Source organism: Streptomyces sp. NRRL F-525, from assembly GCF_000716605.1.
In the GTDB taxonomy this organism is placed as follows: domain Bacteria; phylum Actinomycetota; class Actinomycetes; order Streptomycetales; family Streptomycetaceae; genus Streptomyces.
In genome coordinates this window covers 252,088-269,514 of sequence record NZ_JNXE01000016.1, presented here as the reverse complement: position 1 = coordinate 269,514, position 17,427 = coordinate 252,088, and the positions used below count along the sequence as shown (strand labels likewise).

Genomic DNA, 17,427 nt, shown 5'->3' with positions numbered 1-17,427 from the left:
GGGCGACGCCGAAACGGCTGACGGCGTGCGAGGTGCGCTCGGTGATGCCACGGTACTCCAGTCCGGAAAGGGCTGGATTCCGCCGACGGGGGCGCTGCGGCGCATCGGACGGCGCCTGCCGGAGCACGCTGAGAACGTTGTATCTTCGATGGTGGAGATTGCGACGATCGAAGGAGTCGGCTCATGGTGCGCACCGGTGGCACGGAGCAGTACGGGGTGTCCCCCCGGGAGGACTTCCTCATCGCCGAGCGTCCCGGCTATCTGCTCCACAAGGCGGGGCTGGTGCTGGTCGAGGACGTGGAGAAGGCGCTGGGCGCGGTCGGTATGCGCATCCGCGACTTCTTCGTGCTGGCCGCGCTGGCCGGTGGGCCCGAGCTCTCCCAGCAGGATCTGAGCCGGCTGCTCAACCTCGATCCGACCACGGTCGTGACGGTGATCGACGAGATGGAGCGCAACGCGTACGTGGAGCGCCGCCGCAACCCCGCCGACCGGCGCCGCTACAACCTGATCCTCACCGAGAGCGGCCGCGAGGCCCTCGCGATGGCGGACCGGGTGGCCACGGAGGTCGAGTCGGCGTTCTTCGGCGCGCTCTCCGAGGACGAGCGCGGGGTGCTGCGCAAGATGCTCGGCACGCTGATGGCCGGCCGCTGGCCCGCGTCGGTCTGCTCGGACTGACGAGGAGCCGGCTTGAGTTGACGGACGCCGTCCGGGAGTTGACGCAGTACGCGCTCCAACTCACCTAGAACGTCCGCGAGTTGACGTAGAACAACCCCGAATTCCCGCAAGCCCGTGGTGCCGACCGGTGCCGCGGGCTTTGTCGTGCCCGGTGGTCGTCACTCCGGGTTACTTCGCTCGCCGTGCCGACCGTGGCGGCGTTGACTCATGACTTTCCAATCATCTAGATTTCCATCATCTATGGATCCTAAGGTCCAAAGTTCCTGGTGATTGGAAGGTCCCCGCATGTCCGCAGAACGCGCACCATCTCCCACTAGGTGGTGGACACTCGGGATCGTCGCGTTGGGCTCGTTCATGCTGATGCTCGACCTGAGCGTGGTCTCCATCGCGCTGCCGCAGATCCACAAGAGTCTGGGCAGCAGCTTCGCCGACCTGCAGTGGGTGTTCGACGCCTACGCCCTCACGCTCGCGATCTTCCTCGTCGCGGCGGGCTCGCTCGCCGACCGGATCGGCCGCAAGAAGGTCTTCCAGGTCGGCTTCGCGGTCTTCACCGCCGCGTCCCTGGCCTGCGGACTGGCCGACGGGGCAGGGGAGTTGAGCTGGTTCCGGGCCGTCCAGGGAGTCGGCGCCGCCATCATGTTCGCGGTCGGCCCCGCGATGCTGAGCCATGAGTTCCACGGCAAGGAACGGGCCACCGCGTTCACCGCGTTCGGCGCCGCCGTCGGCCTCGCCGTCGCCACCGGACCGCTCATCGGCGGCTCGCTGATCAACGCGCTGTCCTGGCGCTGGATCTTCTACATCAACGTGCCGGTCGGCGTGCTCGCCCTCCTCATCGGCGCGCTGCGCGTCCGCGAATCCCTCAACACCCGGGCCCACCCCACCGATTGGGCCGGCCTCGGCACCTTCAGCCTCGCGCTCGGCGCCCTCGTCCACGCCACCGTCCGTGGCCCGGTGGAGGGTTGGACCAGCGCCGACACGCTCGGCCTCTACGCGGTGAGCGTCCTCTTCCTGGTCGTCTTCGTCGCCATCGAGCGCCGGCTCGGTGAACGCGCCCTGATCGACCCGGCGTTCTTCCGCAGCCCCACCTTCGTCGGCATCTCCCTCGTCGCGATGATCGGCAACGCGGGCGCCCTGCCCTCGGTGTTCTTCGAGACCAGCTACCTGGAGAACATGCTGCACGTCGACGCGTGGGGGACGGGTCTACGGTTCCTGCCGCTGACCGGCGCGATGTTCGTGGCCGGTGCGCTCGGCGGCGGCCTCATCGGCAAGGTCCCCTTCCGGATCCTGCTGGGCGGCTCGACCCTGGTCATGGCCATCGGCATCCTGTGCTTGAACCTCACCGAGGCGGACTCGTCCTGGACCGTGCTCGTCCCGGCGCTGGTCGTCTCCGGCTTCGGCATGGGCGCCTTCAACCCGGCCCGCGCAGCGCTGGCCATCGGGGTCGCCGAACCGGCCAAGTCCGGTGTCGCGTCCGGCATCAACGAGACTTTCCAGCAGGTCGGCATCGCGGTCGGCATCGCCGGTATCGGCGCCTACTTCCAGCACACCGTGTCCAAGGACTTCACCTCCTCGGCCGTGGGCAAGCAGCTCGGCGCCGACACCGCGGAGAGTGCCGCCCACGGCATCAGCGCCGGTGGTCTCGACGCCGTCGTCAAGGCCGCACCGGACGCGCTGCGCGAGAAGGTACTGGCCGCCGGACAGGACGCGTTCATGAACGCCTTCCACGGAGCGATGACCCTCAGCGCGATCCTCGGCTTCGTCGCCGCGGTCATCGGCTTCACGATGCTCCGCACGAAGGACCTCCACTCCAGCGCCGTCTCGACGATCCCCCCTGACGTCGACGAGGACGGCGAGGCACGCCCCGACGACGCGTCGGACCTCCCGGTCGCCGCCCCGGCCTGACCGCGCCGCGCGGCTGAACAGCCCGCCCGATGCACCGTCCCAGTGGCCGATGCCCCGCGCCACCGGGACGGTTCAGTGCTGTCCGGCAATCCCTCGATCAGGTGACGGCTCCCGGTACGGCCGATCGAACACCGGATCGTGGCCACACCTCCCAGCGGCCCCTAGGGCGGCACCCGCGTCCTCGAACTTTCGTCCGACGGTTCGCCCGTCCGCACCCGTGACGGCATCGTGATCAGGCACGTTCTTCTGGCACCGAGTCACCGCACCGACCGCAGGAGGTTGCCATGAATCCCGTGCCCGTCCCCGCCCTCGTCCCGCTCGCGTTCGAACATCGCACCCCCGCGGTCGCGGTCCCGCTCCCGCCCGCGATGCACGAGGTTGACGCCACGGCCGCCGCCGACGCGGATACGTCACGACGCGCACCGAGGTGGGGGGCATGACCGGAGCGACCACACTGCCGGACCCCGTCCGGGCCTGGGCCGAATCCGTCATCGGCCCCCTCACCTGTCTCCGCGACGCCTCCGCCGCCCACCCCTCGCGCGTGTGGGAGGTGACTACACGACCGGAGAGCGGCCGGCGCTTCTGCGTGAAACTCGCCGCCTCCCCCCTCGCCTTCACCCGCGAGACCTTCGCCCACCGGCACGCCGTGTCCTACCTCGGCCCCGGCCGCGCACCTCGCCTCACCGCGACCTCGGCCCAGCACCTCGCCCTGCTCATGACCGCCCTCCCCGGCACCCCGCTGAGCGACCTCAGGGCGACCGGCGCCGCGCTGGAGACCGTCCACCGCAAGGCCGGCGCCCTCGTCGCCCAACTGCACCAGGCCGGAAAACTGACCCCCGCGGCCCGCGAGGAAGCGGCCCAGACACTACGCCGCACCGCCGACAGCGCCGAGCGGAGCGTCCACGCGTCCGGAGACCAAATGCCGCCCGAGGAAAGGGAGTTCGTGCTGGCCCGCGCCGCCGAACTCCGCACCCTGGGGCGGGTCCCGCTCGGCTACATCCACGGCCACGTCGACGAGCACACCCTGCGGTGGTCCGGCACCCGGGAACCCCTCGCGCTGATCGCCTTCGAGCGGGCCCGGTTCGCCCCCGTCGTCCAGGACTTCGTCCCCCTGGCCCGCGGACCCTGGGCAGAACAACCCCGCCTGAGAACCGCGTTCTTCACGGGCTACGGCCGCCCCCTCATCCCGGAGGAGAAGCGCGCCCTGCTCTGCCTGACCGCGCTGCACGGGGTCGGCGTTCGGGCGGCTAGTACCGGAGCCGTCGGGGGAGGCTGCCGTATGACGCATCCCGAACCCCGCCTGCCCGAACGGCAGTTGACGCCCCGCCGCGCCGAGAGTGCGGCCCGATGAGCGCCGGGACGACCGGCCGGGCACCGCTGCCCGGGACCGCCACGCGTGTGCCGCCACCGCAGCCCGCCGAGCTCCGCTACGAGGGCCGGCACGCCCAGAACCCGTTGGCCGAGGCCGAGTTCGGGAAACTCTGCGCGCGCCTGCCCTCGGTCCTCGCGCAGACCGCGCGGATGGCGTGGGCCATCGACCGGTCCGCAGTCCTCCTCCTGGCCGGCTGCCAACTGGCCGTCGGCGCCGCCGCCGTGGTGCTGCTGCTGTCCACCGCGCGGGCGATGCGCTCGGTGCTGGCCGCCGGGCCCGTGAGTGACCGGCTGCATCAGGCGCTGCCCGCGCTGCTGGTCATCGCCGTCGCGGCGGCGGTCGGCCGGGTCGCGAGCGCGTTGTCCTCGTACGCGGACGGGCGGATCACCCCGCGGCTGACCACGGCGGCGGACAGTTCCCTGGTCGAGGCGGTGTGCCGGGTGGAGGCCGCCGCGCGGGCCGAGGACGGGTTCGCAGACCGGCAGGAGGCCGCCGAGATGGGGGTGATCCGGGGCCATGTGATGGTGCAGGACGCCACGCGCTTCACCGCCGCCGTGGTCCGGATGGTCAGCGCGAGCGGGGTGCTGTCCGTGCTGCACCCGCTCATGCTGCCCCTGCTGCTGCTCGCGGTCGTGCCCGCCGGTGTGGGCGCGATCCTGCACGCGAAGGTCCAGTACGAGACGCACTACGCCAACATCGGCGACCGCAACGTCCGCCAGAACATGCGGGGTTGGGTGACCAGCCCGAAGTTCTCCGACGAGATCCGCGCCAACGGGATGGTCCCCTACCTCGGCTTCTGGCACCGGACGATCTCCGAGCGCATCGACCGCCGGGTCCTGGACGTGGCGCCGCGGATGCTGCGGATCGTGCTGGCCAGTTCGGCGATCGGCGGTGTCTTCCTCATCGCGACCTGGGCCGCGCTCGCCTGGCTGGCCGCCACCGGACGCGTCGAACCCGCCATCGCCGCCACGGCGGTCGTCGCCGTCCAGACCACCCTCGCCGCGCTCGGCCAACTCGTCGTCTACGGCGCCGCGATGTTCCACACCGCCCTCTACCTAGCCGACCTGGAGGGCTTCCTCGCCTTCGCCGACGAACGCGCCCCGAGGCGCGGGGAGTTGGGGCCAGGTCAGCCGGTGGAGGAGATCCGGCTCGACGAGGCCGTCTACTGCTACCCGGGCAAGGAGATCCCGGCGGTGGCCGGGGTCTCGCTGACCGTGCGGCGCGGGGAGATCCTCGCCGTGGTCGGCGAGAACGGTTCCGGCAAGTCCACGCTGACCCGGCTCCTCGCGGGCATCTTCCTCGCCGACAAGGGCACGGTCAGCTGGAACGGGCACGACCTCGCGGGTCTCGCCCCGGACACGCTCTGGGAGTTGTCGGGACTGGTGCCGCAGAACTTCGCCCAGTGGCCCCTCAACGTCCGCGACAACGTCACCCTCGGCCAGCCCCGGACACAGGACGACCTGTTGGTGTGGGAGGCGCTGGACGCCGTAGGGCTGCGGGAGTCGGTGGAGGAACTCCCGTACGGGCTCGACACGTTGCTGGCCCGCGAGCTGTGGGGCGGTACCGAACTGTCCGGCGGCCAGTGGCAGCGGCTGGCCTGTGCGCGGGCCCTGTACCGGCAGCCGGACCTGCTCATCCTGGACGAGCCGACCAGCCAGATGGACGCGCGCGGCGAACACGCCGTCCTCGAACAGATCAAGGCGATCGCCGCCCGCCGGATGACCATCGTGGTCACCCACCAGCTGGTCAACACGAAGATCGCCGACCGGGTTGTGGTCATGCGGCACGGTCGCATCGTCGAACAGGGTACGTACGACGAACTCGCCCATGGCGGTGGCCTGTTCGCCGAGCTCCTGGCCCTGTCGAACGACCGCTGACCGATCACCGCTTCGCAAGGAGAACCCCGTGACCGACGCATGGGACGCGCACTACGCCGACGGCAACACCTTCAGCCCGCTCCGTGACTCCGAACGCGCGCTGCTCGCCGAGCACGCGCCCGTCCCCGAGGGTGGCGGATACGCCCTGGACATCGGCTGCGGGCTGGGTGAACTCGCCCGGCATCTGGCCGAGTCGGGGTACGAGGTCGACGCCGTCGACTTCGCGCCAGCAGCCCTCGCCCGTGCTCGCGCCGGAGCCCAGCCCACCGCCGCCAACTCGGCCGTGAACTACCGCCTGTTGGACTTCGAGCACGACAGCCTCGATGCCCTGCCGCATCCCGCCTACGACCTGATCACCCTCCGTCTCGGCTGGGCCTTCGTGCACGACCGCACCCGGGTGATGAACCGGCTGCGGGAGCGGCTGCGACCCGGTGGCGTCGTCTGTGTCATCACGCCCGTCGCGGAGGAGGCGGGGGACGGCAGGCGCTCCATCGCCCTGGACGACGAGGAGATCCGTGCGCTGTGCGGGAGTTGGGCGGTGGCCGAACGGTTCGACGCGGACGGGCTGGCGTTCGTCGTCCTGCGTGATCCCGCTCCCGGGGCCGTCACCTGCGCGGGCAAGAAGCGGCCCTCACCGCACGCCCTCACCGGTGCCGGTGTCGTCGTGACGGACTCGGCGGGCCGGATCCTGCTGGGCTGGTCGGTGCGCGGGGTCTGGGAGTTGCCCGGTGGCAAGAACGACCCCGGCGAGGGCTTTCTGGAGGCGGGCGTAAGGGAGTTGGAGGAGGAGACAGGCCTGAAGGCGGACCCGATCCCGGGCGGCGCGCGGCTGTTGGCCCTGCTGATGGACTCCACGCACGGGATGCCCCGGCTGACGGGAGCCGTCCGGGTCACCGCCTGGACCGGTCAACCGACCGTCACCGAACCGCAGTTGATCCACCGCTGGGAGTGGCACGAGGTCGCCGATCTGCCCACCCTGGCCCAGCCGCTGTTCACGCCGAGCGCGCATGTCATCGACACGGTCTGGCCGGGGTTGCTGCCCGGCCTGCCACCGGTCCACCGTTATCCGGTGGCCACGACCGCCGTCACTTCATAGCGGCGGCGGCCGTCCGGACCGTAGAGCGGCAGGCCAGGACCCCAGCCGCAGCTACTTCACGACCCCAGACCCGGCAGCGGCTCGGAGCCGTCCACGAAGGCGCGGGCCACGTCCGACAGGCGCCGGTTGTGCGCGCGGGCGTAGCCGCGGAGGGTGGTGAAGGCGCGCTCCATGTCGATGCCGAGGCGTTCGGCGAGTTTGCCCTTGGCCTGTTCGATCAGGACGCGGCTGTTCAGGGCGGTCTGGAGTTGCTCGTTGAGGAGCGTGCTGCGGTGGCTGGAGCGTTGTTGCAGCAGGCTGATGGTCGCTACGTCGGCCAGGGCCTGGGCGATCAGGGTGCCGGCCGGGTCGAACGGGCCGGGGGCGGCCCGGAAGAGGTTGAGGGCGCCGACGACCTCGTCCCGCAGCCGCATCGGCAGCGCCTGCACGGCGGTGAAACCGCTGCGGTGGGCCGTCGTGACGAAGCGCGGCCAGCGCTCGGCCTCCCGGGTCAGATCGGGGACGACCACGGGTGCGCCGGAGCGGAAGCACTCCAGGCAGGGGCCCTCGTCGTTCTGGAGCTGGAACAGTTCCAGGAGGCGCACCTGTTCGTCGGAGGCCGCCATCACGCGCAGTTCGCCGTCGCGGTCCGCGAGCAGCACGCCCGCCGCGTCGGCTCCGAGCATGCCCACGCAGCGGTCGGTGAGCAGGCGCAGGAAGTCGATCAGATCGAAGTCGGCGACCAGGTTGTCCGCCAGTTCGACGAAGGTCTTGGCCAGGAGCTGCTGATTCATCGTGTCACCTTCGTTGGGGACCGGGTTCCGCCGGGAGGGGGCGGGAAGTGCGGCGCGTCGGTCGGCCGACGTCGACGCGTCAGGTGTCCTCGTCGGACCGGTCGTCCTGGTCCGGCTCGGCGTGCGGGGAGAAGCGGAGCCGGTGGGCCACGATGTCGGCGGCCACGTCGGCGAGCCGGCGCCCCCGCATATAGGCGTGCGCGCGCAGCCGTACGAAGGCCTCGTCGATGCCGATGCCGAGCTGGACGGTGAGGATGCCGGTGGCCTGGTCGATCTGCGCGCGGTATCCGTCCAGGTTCCAGAAGTCCCGGTCCGCCGGGGCCTGTTGGGCGGACGGGCCGCCCGACCCGTCGATCCGGGCGTCGAGCAGGAGCAGCGTCGCGAGATCGGCGAACGCGAGGGCGTCGGCCAGCTGTTCGCCGTTCAGTACGGTCGGCACGTCGGCGTACAGGTCCAGGACTCCCGGGCTGATCGCGCCCACCTGCAGGGGGAGCGCGAACACCGCGCGTGCCCCGGCCTCCAGGGCCGCGTCCGCGAACACGGCCCAGCGGTCCTGGAGTTGGCCCGTGAGGAGGTCCGGTGTCAGGACGGCCGCACCGTCCAGGAACGCGTCCACGCACGGCCCCTCGCCCAACGTCAGCTGCAGTTCCTCCAGTTGCTCGCTGATGTCGTCGGTGCTGCACAGCGGATGGCTCGCGGCGGTGCGGGACATCGCGGACAGCCCCGCCCCGCCGACCGGGAGCGCGGCCACGGCCGCGGTGCACACGTCCACCACCCCGGCCCGCCCACCGCGCCGCGCCGCCTGCTCGGCGACCAGCACCTGGATCCGGGCCGACCGGGCGGTCACCGTGCGTCCCCGGAGAGGCCGGGACTCACGGCCGGGGTGGTCGGTGCCCGTGTCCTTCGGTCGTGGCGGTCGACGGTGAGCTGCGTGCGGGGCATGACGCCTCGGTTCGGGGGACCATCCGGCAACGGGTGTGGTGACGACGGGAGTTCCGGCGCCCGGGCCGCGCTGCGGGCGGGGGGCGTACGTTCGGCGGAGCGGGTACGGGGACGGGTCCGTGGGCCTGCGCTCCAGGACGGCGGACCCACCCAGATCCCTCCAGGGATGCGCCGGGCGACGGACGAAGAATCCGCTCCCCGCAACCATCTGTGTCGAGCTACGACAAGCCGCCGGGGTCTGGGACGTCCGTGCAGCAGCATAGTCCTCGTGCGGGTGCGCGCACGGTCCTCACCGGTAAGTGGTGGGCACGGCACGGGAGTTGCCGCTGGGGGTGTCCTGGACGAGGACACCCCCAGCGGCCGTGGGAAACGGCTCGGTGGTCAGTCCAGCCTGTGGGCGGCGTTCGTGCACTTCGGCCCATGAACCCGAACCGCAAGCCCGGATCGCATCATTGACCAGGAACGGCAACGGGCGAGGAAGGCGGTTCTCAACCAAGACTGCCTCGCCACAAGTTGGGACGCCGCGGGCGAGAGGCAAGCGGAACCTGCAGCAGACCCGGCGACTGGGCGTGGGAAGACGCTGGCAGGGGATGCTTCCTCCTCGGCCGGGGCTGCCGGTGACACCAGGCAGTGTTGGCCTTGCCGGCAGCCACCTGCTCCCGCGAAGCCAGGCAAGCTGGTTGCGGCGTGCTACACGTACACCTGGGGTGCACGGAGGCAAGGAGCTCGGGATAGGACCTGGGCCACCGCCGGTCTCTTCGAGGTACGGAGCGTCGGAACGCGCCCTCGCCACCGCCTCTCTCCGCATTCTTCCGTGACCACCAGGCTGTCTCGGCTCGGTGGTCGAAAGGCGTTCTCATGACCGTTTACTCTCAGCACGCGAACCGCGGGAAGACGCAGATTCTGGCGACCTACCAGGGGCCGGGCGGGGTCGAGTCATCGACTGTCACCAGCCTGGCCACATCCGCCCTCGCAGCACCGATCGTTGACGCGCTCAATCGGGTCTCAGCCCTCACCACCGTTCCGGTGAGCGTTTATGATCGTCGTGACCACGGGGTGGCGCACTATCCGACGAAGCACCTTGCAGCGCTGACCGACGTGGCTTCGCGCGCCGATCTTCTGAGTGGTACGCACAGCCTGTGGTACGAGTACACCTGTCTGGAACTCCACCAGGCGCTTGCCGATTTGGACGAAGCTCTGACGGCGGTACCTGAGCCCATCCGCGTCGCGATCCACGCGGAACTGGAAACGGAAGCACGGCAGTTGTCCGAGGCGCTCGCCGAGTACTCAGAGGGAACTTCCGTGCCCGAGACGGATGGCCGGCGTTCTTGGGACTTCGGCCAGCCGTTCGTGACGTATGACGGCGGGGTGGACATGCTGAGCCGTGAGGCGCGTGAGCAGCTGGATCGTCTCGAAGAAGGGACCACCCCCGAGGAGCGTGAGGAGGCCGTCGCAAACCTGCGGGTGCTGGTCACCGCCTGCTCTCGGTTCCCTGCCATGTTGGGGGGACTGGAAGAGGCCAACCTTGCGATCTTCGCTGAGCCGTACGATTCAGATGGGTACTACCTGTCTGTTCATGCGCCGGAGCCCGGTGACGGCGGCGCCGATTCCTGGCACGTCGAGATCGGCCGCTGGGTACCCGATGACCCCGATGAGGACTACGGGGATTGCGACAGCGCGACAGGTAGTGCGGTAGTTCGCTGTGTACTCCCCAGGTCGCCGGGCGCTGATGAGATCGCCGATCTGTTGAACCGGGTTGAAGGCCAACCGGACCTGCTTGCCAAGTGGGCCGAGGTGCCTGTCGGAGGGGTACTCGATGGGACGCGGTTCCTCGTCACCGAGTGCTACGACGACTGATCCTCGGCCCTCATCATCAGGCGGTCGGTGGTCCCAGGGCGGCAACACTCGATCTACTTCTCGTCCCCAACCGAGTTTGCGGTCAGCCGCCCATGGTGTGCGGGCTGCTGCCTCTGACGCGTAAGTAGGTCCAGATCGGGGGCTGTTCGGGCAGGGCTGGGTGCCCGGTGGTCGTGGTAGCCGCCGGGCACTTGGGCTATGGATGGTCAGGCTGCGTCTTGGACCAGGTTGAGGGTGATGGTGTATCCGAGCTGGTTGAGTGCGGTGATCGCGCGGCGGATGGCGCGTTCGGGGTCGCGGCGGGCAGTCATCCGTTTGTAGCGGGCCTGCAGGTAGGTTTTTGTTGGTTCTCTGGGTGGTGAACGTTCCCGGCCGCTCCGTGGTCAGGTTGCGGACGCGCGCTTTGACGTCCTTCTTGCTGATGTCCAGGCTGGCGCAGCATTCATGCAGAACGTCCACGTTCCGGGAGGGCCAGGGTGGATCAAGGATTCTCACGCGCGTGCTCACAGCAACACTCCACGGTTCCCATGGATGGCCCTCGGCACCATGTTGACCTGCGAGCTCACCGGCATCATAGAAGCGTCGGTTTCGACCGGAACGAACACCTCCAGTGTCCCGGACCGGCCTCGGCCCACGTCAGGGCGGACAGAAGTACCTCCGGCGCGCGCCACAGCATTTATCACGCCCCGGCGCGCTGATTCCCTGACGAGGGAAAAGCGGATCGAGCGCGATCACGGGTCAGCGACCGTCACGATCGTGCAGGCCCTCGCAATGCGTAGTTCCCGGGTTCGCCCCGAAGGTTTGGCCGGTCGGCCGGGTATGGTTCATGACCACGTGAGGGTCGCCGAACTCCAAGTGAGAGTGAGAGCCTCGCCGTTGAGAAGTGTGTCCGCGAAGCCGGTGACCCGTCGGACGACGTCGGTGAAGCGTTCGGGGTAGCCGGTTGCCGCGGGACCTTGCCGACGGCGCCAGGCGGTGTACGAGGTCTGGCGACGTTCGCCGAGGTCGCTGATGGCGGTGCTGAGGGGTTTCAGGGTGATGCCGCGGTGTGCGGCTGTGGCGTTCAGTGCGGTGGTGAGTTCCTGGCCGTCGAGGTCGTTGAGCGTCAGCAGGCGGTAGAGGTCGCCGTAGTCGCGGTCGCGGGTGTTGAGATCGCCGAGTGAGACGGCGGTGGAGAGTTTCTCGGCGATGACGGTAGCGAGCGGGTAGCCGAAGAGTTGGAAGCTTTCCGCGGTGAGGTGCTGTGGGTAGTTGATGGTCTGAGGTCCAGGGGTGACGGGGTCACCAAAACTGACGTCCAATTGGAGCTTGAGCCGGGCCCGGGCGATGGACGCGGCCATCGACAGGCGCAGGCCGTGGTACTCGTCCTCCTCGCGGATGGGCACGGTCTTGAGTGTCGCGGGATCGAATACGACTCCGTCGTCGATCTCGGTGGCGGCGATGGCCGCGATCCTGTGGACGATTTCGGTTTCGGTGCCTGGGAACGAGCGGCCGAGGATGTCGATGTCGCGGGTCATCCGGCGTGCGCCGAACTGGGCGAGGAGCAGGCCACCCTTGAGGACGAAGTGTTCGCGGCCGAGGGGCGATGTGGCCAGGCGGTAGAGGAAGCGTTCGAGGACGTACTCGACCATGATCTCGTCTGTTGACCGGCTGGTGCGTCGGGCCAGGTTGCGCAGGTCGTTGTAGACGCGGCCGGCGGTGGTGTCACGCGTGGGGTTGGCCATCAGGCGAGCACCGCCTCAACGGCAGGGCGGATGACGGAGAGAGCGCCCAACTCGCGCGCGATGTCCTGGAGTTCGCCGACGTTTCGGCGTCCGCCCTGGCGCAGATAGCGGCCGAGCGCGGACAGGGCGAGGGTCTCGCCGATGCGGCTGCGGTGGCGCATTGCGTCGACGACGCTGCGGGCGGCGCTGTACACGGGGATGGTTTCTCCTGGGGCTGCTTCGAATCGTTCGACGCCGAGGGCGAAGGTCGTCTGGGCGTACTGCGCCACTACGGTGGGCGGGTAGGAGATCGTGGGGCGGCGTGTACCGCGCGGCACGGCGATGTGTACCGCTGTAGGGATGTCGTCGATGAGTTCATGCAGGGCCAGGGCGGACTCACCGCACACCACGGCACGCGGAGCCCGCGCGCACACGGCCAGCAGATCGGCGTGCGCTGTCTCTGGTGCGTCTGCCCGTCGGTAGACACCCCGGGACAGTTCGTCTATCTCTCCCGCCGCGACCAAGGACGCCAGATCACGGGGGGAAAGCAGGGCCTGACGTGCCTGTGCCGTCGTGAACGTGGGGGCGAGGCCGGTCAGCCGCTGCTCCAGGCGTGAGGTCTCCGCAGCACTCATGTATCGAATGGTACCCCTGTGGTGGTCTTAGGGGATCGATTTGATACATTCTCGCGGTTGTCGGCGGCCTGTGCGAAGCGAAGCAGTAATTGAGGGTGTTGTGATTCCCCAGGTCAGGTGTCTGTCCCGTGGGACAACCCAGGGAGTTTCCAGGGACTTTCCGTCGCGTGATCACGGAAGGCCCTGACAGTGCTGAAAGACGCGAACGCGCTGGTCAGGGCCTACGCCCTCAGCACTCGATGATGTTCACAGCCAGCCCACCCCGGGCCGTCTCCTTGTACTTCACGCTCATATCCGCCCCCGTCTCCTTCATCGTCTTGATGACCTTGTCGAGGGACACCTTGTGCGACCCGTCCCCCCGCATCGCCATCCGCGCGGCGGTCACCGCCTTCACCGCCGCCATGCCGTTGCGTTCGATGCAGGGGATCTGGACGAGGCCGCCGACGGGGTCGCAGGTGAGGCCGAGGTTGTGTTCCATGCCGATCTCGGCCGCGTTCTCGACCTGTTCCGGGGAACCGCCGAGGACCTCGGCCAGCGCGCCCGCCGCCATCGAGCACGCCGAGCCGACCTCGCCCTGGCAGCCGACCTCGGCGCCGGAGATGGAGGCGTTCTCCTTGAAGAGCATGCCGATGGCGCCGGCCGAGAGCATGAAGCGGACCACGCCCTCCTCGTCGGCGCCGGGCACGAAGTTGATGTAGTAGTGCAGGACCGCCGGGATGATGCCGGCGGCGCCGTTCGTCGGGGCCGTCACCACGCGGCCGCCCGCCGCGTTCTCCTCGTTCACGGCCATCGCGTAGAGCGTGATCCACTCCATCGCGTGGGCCAACGGGTCGCCCTCCGCCCGGAGTTGGCGTGCCGACATGGCCGCCCTGCGGCGGACCCGGAGGCCGCCCGGCAGGATGCCCTCCCGCGACATGCCCCGCGACACGCACGCCTGCATCACGCGCCAGATCTCCAGCAGCCCGGCCCGGATCTCCTCCTCCGTGCGCCAGGCGCGCTCGTTCTCCAGCATCAGGGCCGAGATCGACAGGCCCGTCTCCTGGGTGAGGCGCAGCAGCTCGTCGCCCGTGCGGAACGGGTACTTGAGGACCGTGTCGTCCAGCTTGATCCGGTCGGCGCCCACCGCTTCCTCGTCGACGACGAAACCGCCGCCCACCGAGTAGTACGTCTTCGACAACAGCTCGGTGCCTGCCTCGTCGTACGCCCACAGCGTCATGCCGTTCGCGTGGTACGGCAGGGTTTTCCGGCGGTGCAGCTTCAGGTCGTTGTCGTAGGAGAAGGGGATCTCGTGCTCGCCGAGGAGGCGGATGCGGCCCGACTCCCTGATCTGCTCGACCCGTTCGTCCGCGCCCTCCACGTCCACCGTGCGCGGCGACTCGCCCTCCAGGCCGAGCAGCACCGCCTTCGGGGTGCCGTGGCCGTGGCCGGTCGCGCCGAGGGAGCCGTACAGCTCGGTGCGGACGGAGGCGACGGAGTCCAGCAGCTCCTCGTTGCGCAGCCGGCGCGCGAACATGCGGGCCGCCCGCATCGGGCCGACCGTGTGGGAGCTGGACGGGCCGATGCCGATCGAGAACAGGTCGAAGACCGAGATGGCCACGGTGACTCCTCAGAACGCAAGACGTGCGGGGTGGTGCAGGGGTAGGACACCGGCGCGCACCTTCCAGTGTGCGCCGGTGTCCCCTCAGGGCTACAGCCCGGGATACAGCGGGTACTTCTCCGCCAGCGCGGTCACGCGGGCCTTGAGGCCCTCCACGTCGTACGACGGCTTCAGCGTCTCCGCGATGACGTCGGCGACCTCGGCGAAGTCCTCGGCCGTGAAGCCGCGGGTCGCCAGCGCCGGGGTGCCGATGCGCAGGCCGGACGTCACCATCGGGGGCCGCGGGTCGTTCGGGACGGCGTTGCGGTTGACCGTGATGCCGACCTCGTGGAGCCGGTCCTCGGCCTGCTGGCCGTCCAGCTCGGAGTTCCGCAGGTCGACCAGGACAAGGTGCACGTCCGTACCACCGGACAGGACATCGACGCCTACGGCCTTCACGTCGTCCCGGACGAGACGCTCGGCCAGCAGCCGCGCCCCCTCCACGGTACGTCGCTGCCGCTCCTTGAAGTCCTCGCTCGCGGCGACCTTGAAGGAGACCGCCTTGGCCGCGATCACATGCTCCAGCGGACCGCCCTGGAAGCCGGGGAAGACGGAGGAGTTCAGCTTCTTCGCGAACTCCTTCTTCGCCAGGATGATCCCGCCGCGCGGGCCGCCCAGCGTCTTGTGGGTCGTGGACGTGACGACATCCGCGTACGGCACGGGGTTCGGGTGCAGCCCCGCCGCGACCAGGCCCGCGAAGTGCGCCATGTCGACCCACAGGTAGGCCTCGACCTCGTCCGCGATCCGGCGGAACTCGGCGAAGTCCAGCTGGCGCGGGTACGCCGACCAGCCCGCGATGATGACCTTCGGGCGGTGCTCCTTGGCGAGCTTCTCCAGCTCGGCCATGTCGACCAGACCGGTCGTCGGGTCCACGTGGTAGGCGACCACGTCGAACTGCTTGCCGGAGAAGTTCAGCCGCATTCCGTGGGTCAGGTGACCCCCGTGCGCCAGGTCCAGGCCGAGGATCGTGTCGCCGGGCTTGGCCAGCGCGAACAGGGCGGCCTGGTTCGCGGAGGCGCCCGAGTGCGGCTGCACGTTCGCGTACTCGGCGCCGAACAGCTCCTTGACCCGGTCGATCGCGATCTGCTCGGCCACGTCGACGTACTCGCAGCCGCCGTAGTAACGACGGCCCGGGTACCCCTCCGCGTACTTGTTGGTGAGGACCGAGCCCTGCGCCTCCATGACCGCGACCGGAGCGAAGTTCTCCGAGGCGATCATCTCCAGCGTGGACTGCTGCCGGCGCAGCTCGGCGTCGACGGCCGCGGCGATGTCCGGGTCGAGCTCGTGCAGGGGCGTGTTCAGGACGGACATGTTTCTACGACTCCTCAGCCGGCGGAAAACGCGGTGTACTCGTCGGCGGAGAGCAGGTCGCCCGGCTCCTCCGCGACACGCACCTTGAAGAGCCAACCGCCCTCGAAGGGCGCCGAGTTCACCAGCGACGGGTCGTTCACGACGTCCTCGTTGATCTCGGTGACCTCGCCGCCGACGGGCGAGTACAGGTCGGACACCGACTTCGTCGACTCCAGCTCACCGCAGGACTCGCCCGCGGTCACCGTGGAGCCGACGTCGGGGAGCTGGGCGTAGACGACATCGCCGAGCGCGTTGGCCGCGAACTCGGTGATGCCGACCGTCGAGACGCCGTCCTCGGCGACCGACAGCCACTCGTGCTCCTTGCTGTAGCGCAGCTGCTGGGGGTTGCTCATGGCCTGAATTCTCCTGTACGCGGGGGAGTGCTGATGAATGGGGGACTACGAAGGACATCGACAGGCAGGGGCGATCCGCCCCGGGTCACAGACGTGACGCTACGACGACTGTCACTTCTCGCGCTTGTAGAAGGGCAGCGCCACGACCTCGTACGGCTCGTGGCTGCCCCGGATGTCCACGCCGACACCGGTCGTGCCCGGCGCCGAGTGCGCGGCATCGACGTAGGCCATGGCGATGGGCTTGCCCAGCGTGGGGGAGGGGGCGCCGGAGGTGACCTCGCCGATGACCTGGCCGTCGGCGACGACGGGGTACCCGGCGCGCGGGACCCGGCGGCCCTCGGCGACGAGCCCGACGAGGACGCGCGGGGGCTGCGAGGCGGCGCGCTCGGCGGCTGCCTCCAGGGCGCCGCGCCCGACGAAGTCGCCGTCCTTCTCGAACTTCACGACCCGGCCGAGCCCGGCGTCGAAGGGCGTCAGCGACGTCGTCAACTCATGGCCGTACAGCGGCATCCCGGCCTCCAGGCGCAGGGTGTCCCGGCAGGACAGCCCGCACGGGATCAGCCCGACCTGCGCCCCGGCCTCGGTCAGCGCCAGCCACAGCTTCTCCGCGTCACCGGGGGACACGAACAGCTCGAAGCCGTCCTCGCCGGTGTACCCGGTGCGGGCGATCAGCGCGGGGACGCCCGCGACCGTGCCCGGCAGACCGGCGTAGTACTTCAGGCCGTCGAGGTCGGCGTCGGTGAGCGACTTGAGGATGCCGGGGGACTCGGGGCCCTGCACGGCGAGCAGGGCGTACGCGTCACGGTCGTCGCGGACGACCGCGTCGAAGCCCGCGGCCCGCTCGGTGAGCGCGTCCAACACCACCTGCGCGTTGGAGGCGTTGGCCACCACCATGTACTCGGTGTCCGCGAGCCGGTAGACGATCAGGTCGTCCAGGATGCCGCCGTCGGCCCGGCAGATCATGGTGTAGCGGGCGCGGCCGAGGCCCACGGAGGCGATGTTGCCGACGAGGGCGTAGTTGAGGAGCTGGGCGGCCTGCGGTCCGGTGACGGTGATCTCGCCCATGTGGGAGAGGTCGAAGAGGCCGGCCTTCGTGCGGACGGCGAGGTGCTCGTCGCGCTCCGAGCCGTAGCGCAGCGGCATGTCCCAGCCGGCGAAGTCGGTCATCGTCGCACCGAGCGAGCGGTGCAGCGCGTCCAGCGCGGTGCGGCGCGTCTCAGGGGTGGCGGTACTGCTCATCGGTCGGTCTCCCAAGG

Annotated in this window: 15 protein-coding genes; 7 read left to right on the top strand and 8 right to left on the bottom strand. The window is 69.7% G+C overall.

The features are described 5' to 3' along the window. Positions 1 to 183 precede the first annotated feature (183 nt). From OO69_RS23995 to OO69_RS23975, 6 genes are all read left to right on the top strand, one after another. Positions 184 to 675, top strand: coding sequence for a MarR family winged helix-turn-helix transcriptional regulator (locus OO69_RS23995; protein WP_033282786.1), 492 nt, complete (start codon positions 184 to 186; stop codon positions 673 to 675). Positions 676 to 960: 285 nt separating this feature from the next. Continuing rightward, positions 961 to 2,577, top strand: coding sequence for an MFS transporter (locus tag OO69_RS23990; RefSeq protein ID WP_033282785.1), 1,617 nt, complete (start codon positions 961 to 963; stop codon positions 2,575 to 2,577). Positions 2,578 to 2,861: 284 nt separating this feature from the next. After that, positions 2,862 to 3,017 carry a hypothetical protein gene (locus OO69_RS51985; protein WP_158713415.1) on the top strand — a complete coding sequence of 52 codons (156 nt, stop codon included), beginning with the start codon at positions 2,862 to 2,864 and terminating at the stop codon, positions 3,015 to 3,017. After that, positions 3,014 to 3,928, top strand: a complete 915-nt coding sequence (locus OO69_RS23985) for an aminoglycoside phosphotransferase family protein (RefSeq protein WP_051801172.1) — start codon at positions 3,014 to 3,016, stop codon at positions 3,926 to 3,928. Before OO69_RS51985 ends, OO69_RS23985 begins: the two co-directional genes overlap by 4 nt. Further along, the gene (locus OO69_RS23980; protein ID WP_051801171.1) at positions 3,925 to 5,826 is read left to right on the top strand and encodes an ATP-binding cassette domain-containing protein; all 1,902 of its coding nucleotides are present in this window, start codon (positions 3,925 to 3,927) and stop codon (positions 5,824 to 5,826) included. The genes OO69_RS23985 and OO69_RS23980 overlap by 4 nt, the downstream gene beginning before the upstream one ends. Before the next feature lie 28 nt (positions 5,827 to 5,854). Next, a complete protein-coding gene (locus OO69_RS23975) occupies positions 5,855 to 6,922 on the top strand; it encodes a bifunctional class I SAM-dependent methyltransferase/NUDIX hydrolase (protein WP_033282784.1) in 1,068 nt (355 codons plus the stop codon). A 56-nt stretch (positions 6,923 to 6,978) separates the two neighbouring features. Here OO69_RS23975 and OO69_RS23970 read toward each other — a convergent pair whose 3' ends face one another. Both OO69_RS23970 and OO69_RS23965 read right to left on the bottom strand, forming a co-directional pair. After that, positions 6,979 to 7,695 (bottom strand): GAF and ANTAR domain-containing protein, encoded by a 717-nt coding sequence (locus OO69_RS23970; RefSeq protein ID WP_033282783.1) that lies wholly within the window; start codon positions 7,693 to 7,695, stop codon positions 6,979 to 6,981. A gap of 79 nt (positions 7,696 to 7,774) precedes the next feature. Next, a complete protein-coding gene (locus tag OO69_RS23965; RefSeq protein ID WP_033282782.1) occupies positions 7,775 to 8,542 on the bottom strand; it encodes an ANTAR domain-containing protein in 768 nt (255 codons plus the stop codon). A 953-nt stretch (positions 8,543 to 9,495) separates the two neighbouring features. Between OO69_RS23965 and OO69_RS23960 the strand changes: the two genes are divergently transcribed. Further along, complete coding sequence (locus tag OO69_RS23960; protein WP_033282781.1) at positions 9,496 to 10,494, top strand: hypothetical protein; 999 nt, start codon at positions 9,496 to 9,498, stop codon at positions 10,492 to 10,494. 824 nt (positions 10,495 to 11,318) lie between these two features. Here the strand turns inward: OO69_RS23960 and OO69_RS23955 are convergent. The 6 genes from OO69_RS23955 to gcvT all read right to left on the bottom strand — a co-directional run bounded on the left by OO69_RS23955 (position 11,319) and on the right by gcvT (position 17,410). Beyond that, positions 11,319 to 12,218, bottom strand: coding sequence for a nucleotidyl transferase AbiEii/AbiGii toxin family protein (locus OO69_RS23955; RefSeq protein ID WP_033282780.1), 900 nt, complete (start codon positions 12,216 to 12,218; stop codon positions 11,319 to 11,321). Further along, the gene (locus OO69_RS23950) at positions 12,218 to 12,832 is read right to left on the bottom strand and encodes a type IV toxin-antitoxin system AbiEi family antitoxin domain-containing protein (RefSeq protein ID WP_033282779.1); all 615 of its coding nucleotides are present in this window, start codon (positions 12,830 to 12,832) and stop codon (positions 12,218 to 12,220) included. Before OO69_RS23950 ends, OO69_RS23955 begins: the two co-directional genes overlap by 1 nt. A 229-nt stretch (positions 12,833 to 13,061) precedes the next feature. Continuing rightward, entirely contained in the window at positions 13,062 to 14,429 is a 1,368-nt protein-coding gene (locus OO69_RS23945) for an L-serine ammonia-lyase (RefSeq protein ID WP_033282778.1), read from the bottom strand. Between the two features lie 90 nt (positions 14,430 to 14,519). Then, on the bottom strand, positions 14,520 to 15,779 hold the full coding sequence (gene glyA, locus OO69_RS23940) for a serine hydroxymethyltransferase (protein ID WP_033282777.1): 1,260 nt from the start codon (positions 15,777 to 15,779) through the stop codon (positions 14,520 to 14,522). A 14-nt stretch (positions 15,780 to 15,793) separates the two neighbouring features. Then, positions 15,794 to 16,171, bottom strand: coding sequence for a glycine cleavage system protein GcvH (gene gcvH, locus OO69_RS23935; protein ID WP_019058529.1), 378 nt, complete (start codon positions 16,169 to 16,171; stop codon positions 15,794 to 15,796). 111 nt (positions 16,172 to 16,282) lie between these two features. Continuing rightward, the gene (gene gcvT / locus OO69_RS23930) at positions 16,283 to 17,410 is read right to left on the bottom strand and encodes a glycine cleavage system aminomethyltransferase GcvT (protein WP_033282776.1); all 1,128 of its coding nucleotides are present in this window, start codon (positions 17,408 to 17,410) and stop codon (positions 16,283 to 16,285) included. Positions 17,411 to 17,427 lie beyond the last annotated feature (17 nt).

What these genes read in the sequence shown, in the direction of transcription:
- gcvT (WP_033282776.1), bottom strand. Translation starts at nt 17,410, where the DNA reads ATGAGCAGTACCGCCACCCCTGAGACGCGCCGCACCGCGCTGGACGCG.
- OO69_RS23955 (WP_033282780.1), bottom strand. Translation starts at nt 12,218, where the DNA reads ATGGCCAACCCCACGCGTGACACCACCGCCGGCCGCGTCTACAACGAC.
- OO69_RS23985 (WP_051801172.1), top strand. Translation starts at nt 3,014, where the DNA reads ATGACCGGAGCGACCACACTGCCGGACCCCGTCCGGGCCTGGGCCGAA.
- OO69_RS51985 (WP_158713415.1), top strand. Translation starts at nt 2,862, where the DNA reads ATGAATCCCGTGCCCGTCCCCGCCCTCGTCCCGCTCGCGTTCGAACAT.
- OO69_RS23960 (WP_033282781.1), top strand. Translation starts at nt 9,496, where the DNA reads ATGACCGTTTACTCTCAGCACGCGAACCGCGGGAAGACGCAGATTCTG.
- glyA (WP_033282777.1), bottom strand. Translation starts at nt 15,779, where the DNA reads ATGTCCGTCCTGAACACGCCCCTGCACGAGCTCGACCCGGACATCGCC.
- OO69_RS23950 (WP_033282779.1), bottom strand. Translation starts at nt 12,832, where the DNA reads ATGAGTGCTGCGGAGACCTCACGCCTGGAGCAGCGGCTGACCGGCCTC.
- gcvH (WP_019058529.1), bottom strand. Translation starts at nt 16,171, where the DNA reads ATGAGCAACCCCCAGCAGCTGCGCTACAGCAAGGAGCACGAGTGGCTG.
- OO69_RS23995 (WP_033282786.1), top strand. Translation starts at nt 184, where the DNA reads ATGGTGCGCACCGGTGGCACGGAGCAGTACGGGGTGTCCCCCCGGGAG.
- OO69_RS23990 (WP_033282785.1), top strand. Translation starts at nt 961, where the DNA reads ATGTCCGCAGAACGCGCACCATCTCCCACTAGGTGGTGGACACTCGGG.
- OO69_RS23980 (WP_051801171.1), top strand. Translation starts at nt 3,925, where the DNA reads ATGAGCGCCGGGACGACCGGCCGGGCACCGCTGCCCGGGACCGCCACG.
- OO69_RS23970 (WP_033282783.1), bottom strand. Translation starts at nt 7,695, where the DNA reads ATGAATCAGCAGCTCCTGGCCAAGACCTTCGTCGAACTGGCGGACAAC.